At 43.5% G+C, this 14,710-nt stretch carries 24 protein-coding genes; 8 read left to right on the top strand and 16 right to left on the bottom strand.

Going from position 1 to position 14,710, the window contains the following annotated elements; genetic code table 11:
* Positions 1-163: 163 nt before the first annotated feature.
* The 15 genes from WBJ53_RS14930 to WBJ53_RS14860 all read right to left on the bottom strand — a co-directional run bounded on the left by WBJ53_RS14930 (position 164) and on the right by WBJ53_RS14860 (position 8,369).
* Positions 164-358, bottom strand: a complete 195-nt coding sequence (locus tag WBJ53_RS14930; RefSeq protein ID WP_338876949.1) for a hypothetical protein — start codon at positions 356-358, stop codon at positions 164-166.
* Complete coding sequence (locus WBJ53_RS14925; protein WP_338876948.1) at positions 355-894, bottom strand: terminase small subunit; 540 nt, start codon at positions 892-894, stop codon at positions 355-357. The genes WBJ53_RS14930 and WBJ53_RS14925 overlap by 4 nt, the downstream gene beginning before the upstream one ends.
* 52 nt (positions 895-946) lie before the next feature.
* Positions 947-1,600, bottom strand: a complete 654-nt coding sequence (locus WBJ53_RS14920) for a helix-turn-helix transcriptional regulator (RefSeq protein ID WP_338876947.1) — start codon at positions 1,598-1,600, stop codon at positions 947-949.
* Between the two features lie 12 nt (positions 1,601-1,612).
* Complete coding sequence (locus tag WBJ53_RS14915) at positions 1,613-3,007, bottom strand: DnaB-like helicase C-terminal domain-containing protein (protein ID WP_338876946.1); 1,395 nt, start codon at positions 3,005-3,007, stop codon at positions 1,613-1,615.
* Positions 3,004-4,083: a hypothetical protein gene (locus WBJ53_RS14910; RefSeq protein ID WP_338876945.1), complete on the bottom strand. Its 1,080-nt coding sequence runs from the start codon at positions 4,081-4,083 to the stop codon at positions 3,004-3,006. Before WBJ53_RS14910 ends, WBJ53_RS14915 begins: the two co-directional genes overlap by 4 nt.
* On the bottom strand, positions 4,080-4,736 hold the full coding sequence (locus WBJ53_RS14905; RefSeq protein ID WP_338876944.1) for a hypothetical protein: 657 nt from the start codon (positions 4,734-4,736) through the stop codon (positions 4,080-4,082). Before WBJ53_RS14905 ends, WBJ53_RS14910 begins: the two co-directional genes overlap by 4 nt.
* Positions 4,733-5,434, bottom strand: coding sequence for a hypothetical protein (locus tag WBJ53_RS14900; RefSeq protein WP_338876943.1), 702 nt, complete (start codon positions 5,432-5,434; stop codon positions 4,733-4,735). The genes WBJ53_RS14905 and WBJ53_RS14900 overlap by 4 nt, the downstream gene beginning before the upstream one ends.
* Before the next feature lie 23 nt (positions 5,435-5,457).
* Positions 5,458-5,982 carry a hypothetical protein gene (locus WBJ53_RS14895; protein WP_338876941.1) on the bottom strand — a complete coding sequence of 175 codons (525 nt, stop codon included), beginning with the start codon at positions 5,980-5,982 and terminating at the stop codon, positions 5,458-5,460.
* Positions 5,983-5,984: 2 nt separating this feature from the next.
* Positions 5,985-6,251 carry a hypothetical protein gene (locus WBJ53_RS14890; RefSeq protein ID WP_338876940.1) on the bottom strand — a complete coding sequence of 89 codons (267 nt, stop codon included), beginning with the start codon at positions 6,249-6,251 and terminating at the stop codon, positions 5,985-5,987.
* 67 nt (positions 6,252-6,318) lie between these two features.
* Positions 6,319-6,558: a hypothetical protein gene (locus tag WBJ53_RS14885; RefSeq protein ID WP_338876939.1), complete on the bottom strand. Its 240-nt coding sequence runs from the start codon at positions 6,556-6,558 to the stop codon at positions 6,319-6,321.
* A 52-nt stretch (positions 6,559-6,610) separates the two neighbouring features.
* The gene (locus WBJ53_RS14880) at positions 6,611-6,907 is read right to left on the bottom strand and encodes a hypothetical protein (RefSeq protein ID WP_338876938.1); all 297 of its coding nucleotides are present in this window, start codon (positions 6,905-6,907) and stop codon (positions 6,611-6,613) included.
* Between the two features lie 22 nt (positions 6,908-6,929).
* Positions 6,930-7,700 carry a phage antirepressor KilAC domain-containing protein gene (locus WBJ53_RS14875; RefSeq protein ID WP_338876937.1) on the bottom strand — a complete coding sequence of 257 codons (771 nt, stop codon included), beginning with the start codon at positions 7,698-7,700 and terminating at the stop codon, positions 6,930-6,932.
* 2 nt (positions 7,701-7,702) lie between these two features.
* A complete protein-coding gene (locus tag WBJ53_RS14870) occupies positions 7,703-7,906 on the bottom strand; it encodes a hypothetical protein (RefSeq protein WP_338876936.1) in 204 nt (67 codons plus the stop codon).
* Positions 7,907-7,909: 3 nt separating this feature from the next.
* Positions 7,910-8,113, bottom strand: a complete 204-nt coding sequence (locus tag WBJ53_RS14865; protein WP_338876935.1) for a hypothetical protein — start codon at positions 8,111-8,113, stop codon at positions 7,910-7,912.
* Positions 8,114-8,117: 4 nt separating this feature from the next.
* On the bottom strand, positions 8,118-8,369 hold the full coding sequence (locus WBJ53_RS14860; RefSeq protein WP_338876934.1) for a helix-turn-helix transcriptional regulator: 252 nt from the start codon (positions 8,367-8,369) through the stop codon (positions 8,118-8,120).
* Between the two features lie 143 nt (positions 8,370-8,512).
* Between WBJ53_RS14860 and WBJ53_RS14855 the strand changes: the two genes are divergently transcribed.
* The 6 genes from WBJ53_RS14855 (at position 8,513) to WBJ53_RS14830 (ending at position 12,781) form a co-directional block, all read left to right on the top strand.
* Positions 8,513-9,283 (top strand): S24 family peptidase, encoded by a 771-nt coding sequence (locus WBJ53_RS14855; protein WP_338876933.1) that lies wholly within the window; start codon positions 8,513-8,515, stop codon positions 9,281-9,283.
* 40 nt (positions 9,284-9,323) lie between these two features.
* Positions 9,324-10,517, top strand: a complete 1,194-nt coding sequence (locus tag WBJ53_RS14850; RefSeq protein ID WP_338876932.1) for an AAA family ATPase — start codon at positions 9,324-9,326, stop codon at positions 10,515-10,517.
* A 1-nt stretch (position 10,518) separates the two neighbouring features.
* Positions 10,519-11,160, top strand: coding sequence for a DUF3226 domain-containing protein (locus WBJ53_RS14845; protein WP_338876931.1), 642 nt, complete (start codon positions 10,519-10,521; stop codon positions 11,158-11,160).
* Between the two features lie 87 nt (positions 11,161-11,247).
* The gene (locus tag WBJ53_RS14840) at positions 11,248-11,715 is read left to right on the top strand and encodes a hypothetical protein (RefSeq protein WP_338876930.1); all 468 of its coding nucleotides are present in this window, start codon (positions 11,248-11,250) and stop codon (positions 11,713-11,715) included.
* A 75-nt stretch (positions 11,716-11,790) separates the two neighbouring features.
* The gene (locus WBJ53_RS14835; protein ID WP_338876929.1) at positions 11,791-12,036 is read left to right on the top strand and encodes a hypothetical protein; all 246 of its coding nucleotides are present in this window, start codon (positions 11,791-11,793) and stop codon (positions 12,034-12,036) included.
* A gap of 82 nt (positions 12,037-12,118) precedes the next feature.
* On the top strand, positions 12,119-12,781 hold the full coding sequence (locus WBJ53_RS14830; RefSeq protein ID WP_338876928.1) for a hypothetical protein: 663 nt from the start codon (positions 12,119-12,121) through the stop codon (positions 12,779-12,781).
* Here WBJ53_RS14830 and WBJ53_RS14825 read toward each other — a convergent pair.
* The gene (locus tag WBJ53_RS14825) at positions 12,756-12,953 is read right to left on the bottom strand and encodes a hypothetical protein (RefSeq protein ID WP_338876927.1); all 198 of its coding nucleotides are present in this window, start codon (positions 12,951-12,953) and stop codon (positions 12,756-12,758) included. The genes WBJ53_RS14830 and WBJ53_RS14825 overlap by 26 nt on opposite strands.
* Positions 12,954-13,560: 607 nt before the next feature.
* Here WBJ53_RS14825 and WBJ53_RS14820 point away from each other — a divergent pair.
* Together WBJ53_RS14820 and WBJ53_RS14815 are read left to right on the top strand one after the other, a co-directional pair.
* Positions 13,561-13,914: a hypothetical protein gene (locus WBJ53_RS14820; protein WP_338876926.1), complete on the top strand. Its 354-nt coding sequence runs from the start codon at positions 13,561-13,563 to the stop codon at positions 13,912-13,914.
* Between the two features lie 508 nt (positions 13,915-14,422).
* Positions 14,423-14,653: a hypothetical protein gene (locus tag WBJ53_RS14815; protein ID WP_338876925.1), complete on the top strand. Its 231-nt coding sequence runs from the start codon at positions 14,423-14,425 to the stop codon at positions 14,651-14,653.
* Positions 14,654-14,710 lie beyond the last annotated feature (57 nt).

The following is a 14,710-nucleotide window of genomic DNA, read 5'->3' as shown; positions in this document are numbered from 1 at the left end:
GTATACAAGTTGAGTTTTAGCGTTTTCTGCCCTTTTAATGAGGTTCGTCACAAAAAAAATGCATAATTACATCACGCTTTTACGCGAACCTTCAATTGGAATTCAGTCACTTAGCTGTATTTGTACAAAAAAAATGTATAATTACACCATTGATTGATTTGAATCATTTGTACAGTCGCTTGTATCCATTTGCGTTAAGTAATCGGTCTATATGCTTAACAATCCACTTACTTTCTTCGTCCGCTTCTTCATCTCCACAGCCAATGTATGAACTAATATTATCAGCCGCCGTACATATTGCCCGTAATTGAGTTGGAGTAACTTTTATATAGCCTTTGGGTGGTTTAAGTTCTTTCATTTCCCCTTACGCTTTTTCAGTTTAGCCAGTTCAGCCCGAAGTTCGTCGTCGCTCTTATCTGAGTAGTTACCGCCGACATTGCCTTTGTGCTCAATCTCCGATTTATCAACCCAACCCAGATTTTTAAGTGCGAAGATGACACCAGCCGGTGACGAACTCCAAAGCCCATCTTCGTACAAACTTTCAATAACAAGTAAGGCCCTTTTTATCGGGTAAGAAAATGCTTCCTTCTTGGCGTAATCGGTCAATGATTGTCGTGACTCGAAACCCAAATACAAAGCAAGTTTAGTCCAGGTCGGCCGCTCGGGTTGTCTGATCCATACGGTCACCTCTTCTTCAACCTCGACCATTTTCGTTTTACCGTCTTCGCCTTTACGCCTACGCCTGACGGTCTTTTTTTCAACGGTCGATTCGCCCTCACAATAAGTGAAGTACTCTAGGATCTTATTTGTGAAAGCTTCCGGGTCTTCGTAAAGCGGGGGCCTGCCAGCATTATGGTTACCAAGACCGTACTTGTTATTAATTGGTGCTGCCATGCTTCTAATATACTTAATTTATTGCGGTGAGTGTTTCGGTTAGCTGCTAAGTTCATTGTTCAGCCATAAAGGAGGATGAACACTTGAGGTGTCGTATCTGATAGTGGCAAAAATTGATGTCGGCCGATGGAGCTGAAGACTCCTTAAGGTTTGATAAGAGTTTCTGCCACTGCGCTAATTGCTCCCCAAGCAACTGGGTGATCGTATAAAGTTCTTCAGGATCGTTAGGCGTAGCTGGGATAGAGGCAGGTTGCTCTGTGACAGCCAGCGGGCAAAAGACATCTTCATAACGGGCATCCAATGCTTTTAGAATTACCTGAAGGTTCTTTCTGGAGAAAGTTTTCACCTTCATGTAGGCGGATACGGTTGATTTCGCCTTGCCCATTCGGGCAGCAAACGAGGTATGGCTTATGGCGCGCTGAAGCAGATAAGCTTGTAAGCGCTGTCCATAGTGAATGTTAGATCGTTGATAGTTCTCCAGTATCCGTCCATCGTTAATACCCAGGCCTGAATAAATTGACTGGCGAACGTGAGACGAAAAACGGGCGATGACAAAATAACCATAGACCGATCGAAGCGATCGATTGATTCGGACGGCCAAGACCTCGGGTGAAATATTTTTGACAAGAAGGTATTCTTTCAGCCTCTGGCCTTCATGAATAGCCATTGGCATTGATGGGTCTTGGTTTGTTGGGTATTCAATCATGAAGGGATACGGTTAAAACTGAGGGTCTACATCGTCCAATTCGGACAGGGGTGTTAAGCGACCATACTTTAAGGAGCCAAACCGAGCTACACGATTACAGGCACCATCATAGTCGAGTAGCCAGGGCTCGTGCCGGTCGGTAGGCTGGGCCCCTCGGAACTTCAGACCGTGAAGCTCCATGGTGTGGACATCGGCCGAACCGTCTTCATACTGCAAGCCATACTTGAAGGGCCGGAACAAAAACAGAACCGCTGTAGCATCCTGTTCAAGCTGGCTACTTTCTTTCAAATCCGACAGCATAGGCCGTTTGTCGAAGTCTTTACGCTTTTCAAAATCCCGGTTTAGCTGTGAAATGGCAACGATGACAATGCCTAATTCACCAGCCAGGGCCTTTAGATCCATGCTGAGGTTGGAAACCCGGTCGATACGTGCTGGATAGCGTGAGTCCTTCACCAATTGAAGGTAATCGAGTACCACCATCTTCACTTTCTTCCGGCGTACCCATTCCCGGATAATGTACTGCAACTCGACTGACTCAAGGGGTTTGTCGTGAATGTGCAGCGGCATATTAACCAGACGTTGCGTTCGCTGGTAAAGCGTATCGATATCGACATTGGCCCGGTTCAGTTGCGAGTTGGAGTAATCAGACTCTGCGGCTACGAGTCGGGCCATATACTCGGCCCCAGTCATCTCCAGGGTGACAACACCGATCGGGTTTTGTTCAACCAGGCACTGATGACGGATCACATGCACCATAAAACCGGTTTTACCCATACCTGTACCAGCGGCTAAAACGACGTAATTGCCCGGTGCAAATCCACCGACGCGATCGTCAAGATCGGTAACACCGAACGTTAAGCCCCGTTTGCGACCAGCCTGTTTATCTTCCAGATCGTTGAAAACCTCTTTTAGGAAATCCTTCGCCGACTTTTCCTGCATGGAGCTAATGGCTCCCAGAATCGTATCGACATCAGCAGTAAGCAAATTGATCAGCTCAAGCGGATCGGTATGCGGCTCCATGGCTTTACGCCGTAGTTCACCACCATATTGACCCAGGTAACGTTTGATGGCCAGCTTGAAAAGTTGCAGGCAATGCCGATCGATTCCCGTCAAATGGCCTTGATTGACCAAGTCAGACAGGTAGTACGCATCGATGCTATTATCGGCCTGGTTCGATTGTAGCCAGCGATTGACTAAGACCAGGTCAATCGGATCGCCTTGCTGATACAATGTGGACAGCGCTTTATACACGGCCTGGTGACGTGGGTTATAGAATACACTCGGTTTTTTGATGTACTTGAGCAGGTTACCTGTCAAGTGCGGGGCATTGAGCACAGAGCCAAGAAGCATAGCTTCGAGCTGCTCATCCACGTTGATCAGGTAATTCGGCATAAGTTCGGTGTTCATCGGAGTTGGCCCGGAGCCGTCGGGCGTTTAGCGGTGGTTGTTGGGTTTTGGGGCGTAGGGATGTGGGTAGTGGGTTTGTCTTTGTTTTCGCGGACCCATCGCCGGGCTGCGGCATTCCAGTCTTTCATGGTTTCCCTGCCAACTTTCCAGCCTTTCGAGGTGTAAAAGTCAAACATGGTTTCCGCCATCGGTATGGTGCCTCCAGCCTGGGTAAGCACATAGGCCGTCAGTTCTTCGAGAGTAGGCTTGATCATCCGACCGGCCGTGTTGTGTTTGACGGCCGTGTCAATGGGTGTCGGTGTCGGTACGGGTTGAGTCGGAAGGGCTGTTGGTGATGAAGCGTCTTGAGGGTCGATAGGAGGATCGACTTCATTTTTTTTTGACACACCCCCTAATATATATCTATTCTGTTTTATATTGTTTTTGTTGTTCGCACTTAAATCGCAAATATGCGACAGTTCAGGATCGTCATTTTTGCCGACTGTCGCACCTAAATCGCATATTTGCGACAGTTGGAAAGGGCTAATTTGATCAACTGTCGCACCTAAATCGCAAATATGCGACAGTTGGGCGGGTTCGGTCGGCTGAACTGTCGCACTTAAATCGCATATCTGCGACGGTTCAGCCGACAATTCGGAGTCGCCTTCTGTCGACTGTCGCACTTGAATCGCATTTTTGCGACAGTCATTTTCCAGGTCTTCGCCACTTTCGTCACTGTCGCATAATTGCGACGGTTCATTATCCTCTAGCAGGCTGTGTCTGTTGAGGTATTCAGCCGCCAATTTTACTTTCGTTACCTTACCGCCTTCCTTGGAAACGATCTCAATGATGCCCCATTCTGCCAGGTGGTTGATACACTTCTTGAGCGTATGGTCGGAGCCGATAAAGGCCATGGCCATCGTGTACCGGGTTGGTAAGTCCATGACTTCACGGCCCGGATTACGGGTTTGTATCTGGTTCCGCAATTCACAAATCCAGGTGTATAGAGAATGGTGATTCCCTGTACACCCAATCTGCATCGCTTCATTGGTGCTATGTTCTGCGTAGAACGCTTTGGTTAACTGATAGCCCTTCATAAGGGGGAATGAATACGGTTAAAACTGATAGCCCATAGCCAGGGGTTGGTATCATAAACGGCCTGGCCATAAACCGATATGAACCACTGTTTAAAGGCAACACGGGCCCCTAAGCAATACGAATTGCCTTCCCCTGCATAATTCACATAGGCCGGTGCAAAGCCAGGTATGTTGTATTCGGCTAAGGGCGTGAACCCTTCGCACAATGCTCCCGCCTTGCCAATCGCATGAGCCCGCTCAATGGTCACATGGGCGACCTTCAGCCATAGCCGTGCCACCCGTTTCGGCATCGTCGTTGCGGGTTGCCAGGGTTGGGTTCGGCTCCGATCGGTGATCGAACCACTAGGCGTAGTGGCCTTTAAAATGTAGTCCCGGCTCCTCACACCAATAGTGCTCCACTCTTCCTGAACATACAGGTAATCACCCCGTTTGCCATACGGGCAATGGATTTCGGGGTATTTCCGTAGTGCTGACTCCTCTAACGAAGTAGTATATACGTAAAACTCGAATCCTTTCCGAAATGGACTGGGTGGGTAAAAGGCGTTGAGGGGTGGGGCCGGTTGTGGGACCAGCGGAATGCGTACCTGTGTTGCCCGATCGGCAAGAACTGCTTCGAGTTTATGGGGGGGCAACACAATGGGAATGTGCTTCATGATGGCGCATTGGCTTCGTTGTCGACAGGATGGTACAGGCTAAGGATATAGGCTGCACATCCCTTGTAATCATTAGTTTCCTTGCTGAGATCGATAGCGGCCTGGGCCCGCAGGTAGAAGGTATCATAGCCGTCCAAACAATACCCGACTTCGATGAGCTTGATCTGTCGATTGATCTCGATTAGGTTCCGAACCTCTTCGGGGAGCTGCGACTGGGCTATAAAAACAGGGTTGCCAGCCTGATCGGTGCCCTGGTAATGCAAATCAACGTCACCAAAAAACTGTTGGAAGCCGGCATCGTGGGTTTCCCGAATATGCTGATAGTTGGCTGCCAACATGCATAATTCCTTATACTGTGCTATCGTTGGGGGTAAGTCCCGAATCGTATCGGAAAAGAAATGGTAGATTATTTCCTCGAAAGGATCGAAAGGCGGGGTTTCCTCATCGGCATGTTGTTCGTAGTCTTCATAGTAAGCCTGGAGATTATCAGTTGCCAGATCCCTACAGACGGCATGGAGCTTGCGTAGCTTATCAAGCAGGTTTTCTGCCTGTTTGTAGGTCTTGTATAGCCGAACGAACAGCTCGGGCTTAATGTCCGAATCGTTATCCCAGTTGTAACACTGGCTGGTAGCCAGTTGCTTCGATGATCGTGCCTGGTCGTATAACAGACCGATCAGCTCTAAATTAATCAACGCCATAGTGTTGGGCTTTAAAGGTCTGGTTAGTTGGCTACTCCCAATGTGGTGATTTCCTGAGTCGTCTGGACTTTATAAGCGTAGGCATAGAACAGCTCGCTAATCGTTTGATAAGCCAGTGTATGGTCAGCTATCGACGAATAGCTCATACGGTTTTCCACGTCCTGAATGAAAGCCAGGAAAAAGCCACGGAAAATGTTCTTCTCGATAATTACTTCTTTGGAGAAGTACCCAAACATCTCTTCGATTGCCTGGTAAGCCAGCGTTTGGTCATCATCAGGCTTTAAGGCGTGCATGATCAGCGTATCAAACAGGTTGTCAAGCTGTTCGTATACGTCGGCATACAGCTTGATCTCCGACGGCTCCAGCTCTTCAAGCTGCCGATTTTCCAGCTTGACAAACGTCATAAACCAATCCCTCAGATAGGTTTGGAATTTACGTAACTCGTTCAGCTTCCGATCATCGATGAGATCGAAGAGGTAGAGGTTATTCCCTAGGAGCTGTACTTTAAGGGAGGAAATCGCTGCGATTGGAGGTTGGGGATAACTCATGACTAGATGGTGTTTTGGGATGGATTGGAAAGTTGTTGTATACGCGCATTTATGAGGTTACTCGCTTCGATAAGCGCTGAGGGCGTGCTGTAGCTTAGGATCGATCCGTTCGGCAGTAAGGTGTAGACGACTACAGATTGCTCAATGCCATGCCGTGCCATAAGTACCGATAAGTCCTTAGTGAAGGCGCTAATCTGCGGGTTTGGATCGGGCAAAGCATACCGCTGAGTGGGAGGTCCATCCGGTTTATTTATTTCAGAATTAAGCATAACTTCGTATGAATTGAAATTCATTGGAATTTGAACGGGCCCCGGCATTTTGCGCGGGGCTTTGTTTTTAGCGGAACTTGGGCATGTCGGGCATTATCCCGCCGGTTTGCTGGGCAATAACGCTGATGCCATCGCCAACCACTTCTAACTGCTGCACATCGATGTATTCACCATCGATCATTTTGCCATCCCTGGCCGCTGGCTTTACGCAGTACTGGACACATCCATTGAGGTATTCACATTTGACAATAGCGATACCTTCGAAGCCGGTGACCTTGCACCGTACTTTTTGACCGAGTTTAATCATGGGAACAGATTTATTGGGGTTGAAAAAACGGATTACTAATACCGCTAGCAGATCAATCGAGTTGTGAGAGCTGCTTTACTTTAATGGAATGGCGCTCAGCAAACCGGAGAATGGTCGATTTTTTAAATCGCTTGATCTGACGGCCGTGTACGAATAGTTTCTCATCGGCTAGCATGAGCATCGCCGTTGACTTACTGATGTCAAAGTATTGGCATATCCATTCCCAGGTGACGTATTGGTCATCTTTCAGGGCGGCCAATTCTTTTTGGCATTCCTGGAGCTCAGCCGCTACACGCTTGTAGTCTGCGATGAGCTGAGGAAGTTCGGCGAGGGCTTCGAAAGGTGTCATAAACTAGGGGAGAATAGAAGGATTAGGCGATAGCGAGTTGAACAGGAGTTGAAAGCGCGGGATTCAGTAGACTGTGAATGAACTGGCGGCCTACTTCAGTCCAGACCAGCAGGTGTTCAGTGCGAACGGAACCGTCGCTACCCAGGTGTGTATAAGTGCGCAGTTTGGCATAACCCTTGCCATTATAAGCCGCTCGTAAAATCCAGATGCCCGACTGTTTGTACTGGACTCCTTTCTGTTGCAGCAGCTTATTAAGCTTACGGGCTGACATGCCTAAATCAATTGCCACTTTTGTAGTGGTCAGCTCCGTTTCGCTGAGCAATACCTGTTCGGCATACTCAGCTTTAGGTTTTAGCTCCGCATTTTCAAACTGCAAGGCCCGGACCTGCTTTTGTTCTTCGATCCACCGTTTGGCCCGTTCGATTTCGTCAGCAATCTGGTATGAGGGAAAATTCGCTTCAGCCAGTTTTTTACGGGCTTCGGCAAAGGAGCGCACCAATACCGACTTAAATTCAACGACCCGTTCGGAATTACGGCTGAGTGAACCGATAAAGAGTGACTGATCTTCGGTGAGGTAAGCATATTTGAATTGATTCAGCGCGCCTACTGAGTTACGAACAGTCCCGATTTGAAATCCGACCTGTCCAAAATCTTTTTCAATAACTAACAGATAGGCCTGAATCGTCGCAATCAAGCTAGTGTGTTGAATGCCTAATCCTTCAGCGAAGTCAACCGTACTGACAACCGGCACCCCCTGTTCATTAGTAGTGATTGGAAGAAGGGACTCATTCATAGCTAGAAAGTAGTTATCGTGACTTCCTTGATTTCTACCTCAATTTGGGAAGCAGTATTCCTCGATATGCCCGTGTAGATTGGATCGTTTGAGTCCCAGGCACGGACAGCCAAGCCAGAATAATAAGCTAGGTTCAGTAGCGCATTTAACTCGCTGGCCGAATTCCGAATCTGATCGGCTAGGGCTTTCTTTTCGTCGTTTGTCATGGACTATAGCTCTCTAGTTATTGTATCTAGAATGCGAATGGACAATCGGACAGGCTTTTTATTTTCGTGTAGCCATTCACCGGGCGTGTCGTCTTGAGAAATGTCAATCAACAAATGGTTGTAGTGGGCTTCTTCAAGCAATGCGTTTAACTCAGCCAAATGATTGCGAATCTTGGCAGCCAGTTGTGCTCGTTGATTAGGGTTCATAAGGCTAGGGTAGAATAGCGTTTAACTTTTGTTCTTCTGCCATTTTTGCCATTCTCCCCTTTTCCTCCAGTTCGACAAGATTGGTTACTAAGGACTCAATATCTTTAACTGAAGGTGTTGTGCGTCCCTTAAACCAGTTGTGTAGAGTATTCTCAGATCTCCCCATTTTTTCGGCTACAGCTTTGATGCCGCCTGGCACTTTCAAGCACCGTTCGCGGACCTTTTCAAGCCGTTGGATTAATGTCTGTTGCGTCATATTGCTGGACTTAGTTTATATTGCGGTTGGTGTTGAGGTAATGATAATTGTTTGTATCAAAATTATGATACTAATATCAAAAAGTCAATACCTGTATCAAAAATACCTCCTCAAAAGTGTCATTTTATTAGTTCCGTGCCATTATGACGTATCAACATTTTCCATATGACGTATCAAAAACCCGATTTTACCTGCTAGGAATAATGACTCCGTTTCAACGTCTTGAGATAATTGCGAGAGAGGAGAAAAGAAGCGAACGCCAGATCGTGGAAATGTCTGGTCGGAATCCTTCAATTGTATCAGCTTTGAGAAATGGCAAAAAGGCCTTCACTGAAGAATTGGCTAAAGCTATTGAAGATAAGTTCGGGTATAGAAAGGAGTGGATTTTAACAGGCGAAGGAGAGAGGAAAGTAGAAGAGCCAATTATATATAATGCCCCCTATCATAATGATCGCGCAAAACTTAAGGGTATAAGGATTGCCGATAATGTCGATTTAGTACCAATTCTGAAGACCCCTCTCTATGCCAGAACAGGATACGGCTATGCAGCATACCCAACCAGACCCCCCGAAGAGCAGGAATGGGAGTTCATACCGCCCTATAAACTTTATCCCGGTATTAAGCCTGAAGATCATACGATTGTAACCATTAATGGCGATAGCATGGAGCCACGATTAAAAGCAGGATTCGAAATGTTAGCCTATAGATTACCTGATGGGGAGTTGCCTAGAGTTGGCAAGATTGTAATGTTGGATTATCGTGATGAGTTAATTATAAAAAGCCTTGTTAAGGTTGATTGGGATAATAAAGAAATAACGGTCGAATCAGATAATACGCGTGAACAAAGAATTATCAAGATGGAGGAAATTCGTCGCGTTTTTCATGTATATGACTATCATAAAGGATTACTATGATAAATTAACTCTACTTTTTTCTTAAATATTTCATAGTTCTATGTTTAATTCCATTGAAATAAATAGTTATCGCAATATAGAATTACTGCAAATTAAAAATTTGAGTAACGTTAATTTATTTGTTGGAAAAAATAATACTGGAAAAACATCTATATTAGAAGCTATATCAATTGCAGCCCTTAGTACAAAAGCAGTAGGAGATTATAATATTCTACTTGGTTGGATATTTAAGCTGATAAACAATAGAGAGGGAGACTTTTTTATTAATTTAAATCAATCATCCAGAAATGTTGTACTTTTTAACAAGGCAGCATTCGCCTCGGTAATGCATAAGAGAAAAAGTCACCCGTTTTCAAGATTAAGAATTAATGCAACCGATGAAACCTTAATAAATGAACCGTTTTATAAAAGAGTTTATGTAGATATTTATTTTACTGTTATATACGATAAAGATTTTGTTGTAAAGGATGAAAATGGAAATACCAAAATGGTTAAAGGTAAACATTCTCTTAATCCAGATCTTATTGAAACTTTAAACTTAGAAGGAACATACGGCCAAGCAACCGATATAGTTTACTACACTTCAAATGGATATGGTTTCCCAATTTATTTTGACAGAGACTATAGGGCACAAGTTCAGATCTCTGAAATTTTCGCTGCCCAAAATAAAGTTTTTTATATACGATCAAATGTTAATAATGAAAAAAATAATGCTATACTACACGAAAATATTGCATTTGATGACCAATTAAAGAAGTCAGTTACTGAGGCATTACAACTCATTGACCCCACTGTACAGCAATTTGCATTTCAAACAAATGAATTTGGGCAAAGATTAGGGATGGCCAAAGTGGTAAATGAAGAAATGCCTATCCCAATTAGTAGTATGGGAGACGGAATCAATAGAATATTGACTATAATTCTTGCTCTTGTAAACTGTAAAGATGGGTTCTTATTAATTGATGAGTTTGAAAATGGATTACATTTTTCTGTACAGGAAAACCTATGGAAAATCATTTTTTCACTTTCAATAAAACTGAATGTTCAAGTATTTGTAACAACACATAGTTCAGATACAATTCACTCATTTTCTAAGGTGTTATCCAATTTACCGCAAGGAAAACATCCTGCCAAAGCAATACGTATACAAAGGAGTGATGACAAACTATATTCAATAGAGTATAGCACTGAAGAACTTGAAACGTCAGCCAAATTCAATATAGAAATTCGCTGATATGATACTTGAAGAAAAATTCAATGCTAAGCTTCTTGTTGAAGGGCATAATGATCAGCACGTAGCATGGGCTATTTGTAGGCAACATCATATAGCGGAAACGTTTGATGTAATTGATTGTAAAAGCATTAGTAACCTTAAACAAATGTTTTCAGTTTATTTGAAGCAAGGGACTAATACTGCGGTAGGAATTATCATTGACGCCGATCAAAATCTTGACGCCAGATGGGCAAGTATATCCGGAATCCTTATTGACTCAGGTTATATGGTACCTACTACATTGCCTAACAGCGGACTGATTCTTCCTGCTCATACCATATTTCCTGTAGTAGGCATTTGGATTATGCCTGATAATACATCAATAGGTATGCTGGAAGACTTTATAACAAATCTTATTCCTGATACTGATCCACTAAAAGCCTATGTCAATGTGGCTTTGAATACACTGGAGCAAACTGGTCACCATCGCTATAATGTCATACACCGTTCAAAAGCGTATGTACATACCTTTTTATCGTGGCAGGAAGATCCAGGTACCCCAATGGGGCAGGCCATCACCAAGCATTATTTGGATCACAACGCAGCACAGTGTATAAACTTTATTGATTGGCTTAACGCATTGTTTAATCCCAACGTGGCCTAGCTCATGAGTAAACCGGCTCTAAAAGAGTTCCAATCACTTGCCATTCACCTATTGACTACATTGCCTATTAAGTAAAAAAACAAAATTATGGGATTTCGCTACCGTCCACGCATTAAGATAGGCAATGCCACATTTGGGAAAACAGGAGTATCCTTTCGGACAGGGATACCTGGTCTGACTTTTCGACATGACTATAAACGTTCGTCAAAATCACGCTCAGCCCCAATAATAGAATCAGAACCATCACCACCAACAGTAGTTAAGGCAGTTCTGAATACGATTGGCTTTGTTTTCATGTTGACGCTTGCAGCCTTCTTTTGGTCCGCTATAGCAGGGGCAATATTCAATGATACTATTGGTCGTATAATGGGAATCGGTATTATCGGCTTTATGTGCTGGGTAACTGTAAAACCTGGAATAGAAGGTTATAGAACTGGTGAATACAAGGGGAGATATCTAAGCGATCACCACAGAACGATTATTGGGGTTGAGTCAGGCATAAAGACTTTATTTAGCCTGGCTCTAGGCTTAGCAATCTTATTCGTTCTCAGATAAAAACATTTTATGTATAATTTTTCTAATTGAAAAATTGACTTTTTTAATTAGAAAACGATCACTAACTATATTATTATGTCGAAGGATAAAGAAATAGCTGGTCTTTTTAATGAAAAGCTCAATGAGTTAGCATCGGCGCGGCTTGCGGAATTAGTTAAAGAGCGAATTATGGAACAGGATCCAACTATAGATTGGACTAAAATAAGAACAATAGCTGATTTAAAGACTCAGGATTTTCATTTTGAGACCGATGACTCCGAAACTGAAGATAAATTACAGAGCGCTATAAATAAGCTAAAGGAGAATTCGACCGAGGGTTAATCAAGTATCTACATCGGTCTGTATTTAAAGTAGTGTTTAAAAGTAAACGTTATTTATTTCAGTATCCTACAATCCTATTTTAATGAAGAAGCCTAAACCTATTGACGATGCTATAGCCGTTCATTTTTATGAACAGGTATTGCCTGCTTATCAGGAATACTTAACCGCAATAGATAGAGGAGAAGGAGGAGGCATAAAGATAATGGGCCCAGCAAAAGTTTTAACAGAGTATTTATTTCATCTCAGAGATAGACTTGAGCCTTATCATCAGGAAAAAACATTTACACGCAAAAAGGTTGCGTTGCTTTTCCCTGAATTTGATCTGATTGGCGATATCGCAAATGCGATGAAGCACGGTCAACTGACTTTTAATCCCAATAAGCAAATTGAAGATATAACGTCAATTCAGGAGAAGTTTGTTACCGTATTCTTTCGCAATTCGCCACAACCAATGTATGGCTATAGCCAGCTTCGCATCTTAGTAACCTTATTGACAGGGGAAGTAAAAGATCTATTAGAAATATGCATAAATGTTCTTAACTTTTGGGCTGACTATTTAAAAGCTAATGGATTTATCAAATACACACATCGATTCACTTATAAAGGAGATGACGTATTAGATAGAATACAAGTAACCTCTTTCAAGAGCCTTAGAATAAATGTTCATTTTCCTGGAGACTTTAATGTATATATATCAGAGAGGAGCTACAGTTTTAAATCTAAAAAATGGCTTCCATATCGATAGCAATCTGATCCAAGGCTTCCAATTCCTGATTTGAAAATACTACTATCGAACTATCAGAATCGCTAGAACATTCACTGACAAAATTTATTCCTTCTACATAGGTGATGACAGCCATATATTTGGTTAACAGTAATTTGTAGTCTATTTGCTGGTTGAAATTTATATGTTCCATGTGGGATAAGGGTTAAGCAAATTTCTATAAAATTTATCTTTGGGTAAATATAATGACCGCTTTTAACACATCCATCGCTGGAATAAACCATTATGCTGGTCCTTACATACTAGATTCGATCTCTATCGATGAACCGCTCACTCTGGTTCGGGAGCCAGATAACTCTGTTGACCCAGACGCCGTTCAGATTTTTTACAAGAAACACAAGTTGGGCTATATACCGGCTTATCGGGCCCAGACTATAGCACGAATAATTGACAGGGGAGGCTATGTAGCGGCTAAACTTATACGAAGTGGCTCTGATGGAAAGCATTTGTATGCCGCAATCCGTGTGTTTGAATCTGAGCTGCCTACCTCGACTCCTAACGCTGCGAGCTCTAAGAGCGGCTGTATGGGGGCTTTGTTATTCACAATCATACTGATTACTTCTACGGCCTTCTGGTTAATTACAGGCTAGTTATTCACCTTTACCCTCAGTCTCCTATAAAGAGCAAAGACTACTTCTTCCAACCGGTCGAGCACTCCGCCTGCCGTATTAAATGCGCACCGGACTGATCGGTATATTGGTAAAGAGGCAATCTTTTAGCAGTAATAAACAAACATGCACATGAAGAGACTAGTTTACCTTGCCCTATTACTTTTCCCATCTGCTTTACTGGCGCAAACGGTTAATGGTGTACCGCTAAAGAACATCAACGTCGAATACGTACAGATCGTCGGTACGTCGAAGCTATTGAGCAACAAACTGACCATTGAGATTGATTTTGGCCAGGAGAATAGCTACTGGTCCCAGCGGGATACTCAACTCCGGGATGCCAATGACAAGTTGCTGACGTTTAACTCCATGATCGATGCGTTGAATTTCATGACCAGCCACGGATATGAATTCATACAGGCCTATGCTTTCAGCGTTAGTAGCCAGAACGTTTACCACTATCTGCTCAGGAAGAGAAGAGGATAGTAATAGCATTGGGAAAGGAGCCACTTTTCGTAAGCACAAAAAACAATTTCTAAATTGCCTTGTAGTGGCTACAGGAGATGTAGCCTTCTACAACTTTGTCCAGGTGATTGTTGGTAAGACGGTAGGAATCAGGCCAACTGAGGATATGTTTACCAATTCCAGTCAGGCTTTCATCAACGTATTAGAACACCTCAAACCAGATTAGTCGTTGTGCTCGGTACACAACTAAGTGGACACTTAAGTAAGCACAGGAATGAATTTGCGCCCTTAATAACTAATATAGAATTCTGCCAATGGACTCACCCGTCGGCTAGGCGTCATTTCAAAGTCCAGTTGGCCAGAGATGCGTTTGTACGCACAGAGCAGAAATGGCGTTAAGGAAACGTATACACATAAAAGTAATGTCTACCGAATAATAGATTATGGTATTTACTTTTTGGTACTAGCACCTATTAATAAGTAAAATAGAAGTTACTTAGACTTTGCTCTATATCTCAACCACACCTTTATGGACGTTCTCATCTTTACCTTTCTGGGTATAGTCGCCCTTGTTATACTGGTCAACGTACAACGTGGCCGCAAAGAAGCCGAACTGAAAGCCATTTATGATGATGCGCTTCGAAGCGGCAACAAAAGTCGTGCACTAGCCGCTGGTCGCGCGTACTACTCTCATCTCCGCAAAGGAAAGCTAACGATCTACGACGAACAGGCCATTACCAATGATCTGAGTACGATGTAATATTGATTCACATTATCCGATCATTTCCTATTTAATCTCAAAAATCAATTAATACCG

It is taken from the genome of Spirosoma sp. SC4-14 (assembly GCF_037201965.1).
Lineage (GTDB): Bacteria > Bacteroidota > Bacteroidia > Cytophagales > Spirosomataceae > Spirosoma.
The sequence above is the reverse complement of the archived record's forward strand: the minus strand, read 5'-3'. Positions and strand labels throughout refer to the sequence as shown.

Excerpts from the sequence above, each read along its gene's own strand:
- WBJ53_RS14930 (WP_338876949.1), bottom strand. The coding sequence starts at position 358 with ATGAAAGAACTTAAACCACCCAAAGGCTATATAAAAGTTACTCCAACT.
- WBJ53_RS14925 (WP_338876948.1), bottom strand. The coding sequence starts at position 894 with ATGGCAGCACCAATTAATAACAAGTACGGTCTTGGTAACCATAATGCT.
- WBJ53_RS14920 (WP_338876947.1), bottom strand. The coding sequence starts at position 1,600 with ATGATTGAATACCCAACAAACCAAGACCCATCAATGCCAATGGCTATT.
- WBJ53_RS14915 (WP_338876946.1), bottom strand. The coding sequence starts at position 3,007 with ATGAACACCGAACTTATGCCGAATTACCTGATCAACGTGGATGAGCAG.
- WBJ53_RS14910 (WP_338876945.1), bottom strand. The coding sequence starts at position 4,083 with ATGAAGGGCTATCAGTTAACCAAAGCGTTCTACGCAGAACATAGCACC.
- WBJ53_RS14905 (WP_338876944.1), bottom strand. The coding sequence starts at position 4,736 with ATGAAGCACATTCCCATTGTGTTGCCCCCCCATAAACTCGAAGCAGTT.
- WBJ53_RS14900 (WP_338876943.1), bottom strand. The coding sequence starts at position 5,434 with ATGGCGTTGATTAATTTAGAGCTGATCGGTCTGTTATACGACCAGGCA.
- WBJ53_RS14895 (WP_338876941.1), bottom strand. The coding sequence starts at position 5,982 with ATGAGTTATCCCCAACCTCCAATCGCAGCGATTTCCTCCCTTAAAGTA.
- WBJ53_RS14890 (WP_338876940.1), bottom strand. The coding sequence starts at position 6,251 with ATGCTTAATTCTGAAATAAATAAACCGGATGGACCTCCCACTCAGCGG.
- WBJ53_RS14885 (WP_338876939.1), bottom strand. The coding sequence starts at position 6,558 with ATGATTAAACTCGGTCAAAAAGTACGGTGCAAGGTCACCGGCTTCGAA.
- WBJ53_RS14880 (WP_338876938.1), bottom strand. The coding sequence starts at position 6,907 with ATGACACCTTTCGAAGCCCTCGCCGAACTTCCTCAGCTCATCGCAGAC.
- WBJ53_RS14875 (WP_338876937.1), bottom strand. The coding sequence starts at position 7,700 with ATGAATGAGTCCCTTCTTCCAATCACTACTAATGAACAGGGGGTGCCG.
- WBJ53_RS14870 (WP_338876936.1), bottom strand. The coding sequence starts at position 7,906 with ATGACAAACGACGAAAAGAAAGCCCTAGCCGATCAGATTCGGAATTCG.
- WBJ53_RS14865 (WP_338876935.1), bottom strand. The coding sequence starts at position 8,113 with ATGAACCCTAATCAACGAGCACAACTGGCTGCCAAGATTCGCAATCAT.
- WBJ53_RS14860 (WP_338876934.1), bottom strand. The coding sequence starts at position 8,369 with ATGACGCAACAGACATTAATCCAACGGCTTGAAAAGGTCCGCGAACGG.
- WBJ53_RS14855 (WP_338876933.1), top strand. The coding sequence starts at position 8,513 with ATGACGTATCAACATTTTCCATATGACGTATCAAAAACCCGATTTTAC.
- WBJ53_RS14850 (WP_338876932.1), top strand. The coding sequence starts at position 9,324 with ATGTTTAATTCCATTGAAATAAATAGTTATCGCAATATAGAATTACTG.
- WBJ53_RS14845 (WP_338876931.1), top strand. The coding sequence starts at position 10,519 with ATGATACTTGAAGAAAAATTCAATGCTAAGCTTCTTGTTGAAGGGCAT.
- WBJ53_RS14840 (WP_338876930.1), top strand. The coding sequence starts at position 11,248 with ATGGGATTTCGCTACCGTCCACGCATTAAGATAGGCAATGCCACATTT.
- WBJ53_RS14835 (WP_338876929.1), top strand. The coding sequence starts at position 11,791 with ATGTCGAAGGATAAAGAAATAGCTGGTCTTTTTAATGAAAAGCTCAAT.
- WBJ53_RS14830 (WP_338876928.1), top strand. The coding sequence starts at position 12,119 with ATGAAGAAGCCTAAACCTATTGACGATGCTATAGCCGTTCATTTTTAT.
- WBJ53_RS14825 (WP_338876927.1), bottom strand. The coding sequence starts at position 12,953 with ATGGAACATATAAATTTCAACCAGCAAATAGACTACAAATTACTGTTA.
- WBJ53_RS14820 (WP_338876926.1), top strand. The coding sequence starts at position 13,561 with ATGAAGAGACTAGTTTACCTTGCCCTATTACTTTTCCCATCTGCTTTA.
- WBJ53_RS14815 (WP_338876925.1), top strand. The coding sequence starts at position 14,423 with ATGGACGTTCTCATCTTTACCTTTCTGGGTATAGTCGCCCTTGTTATA.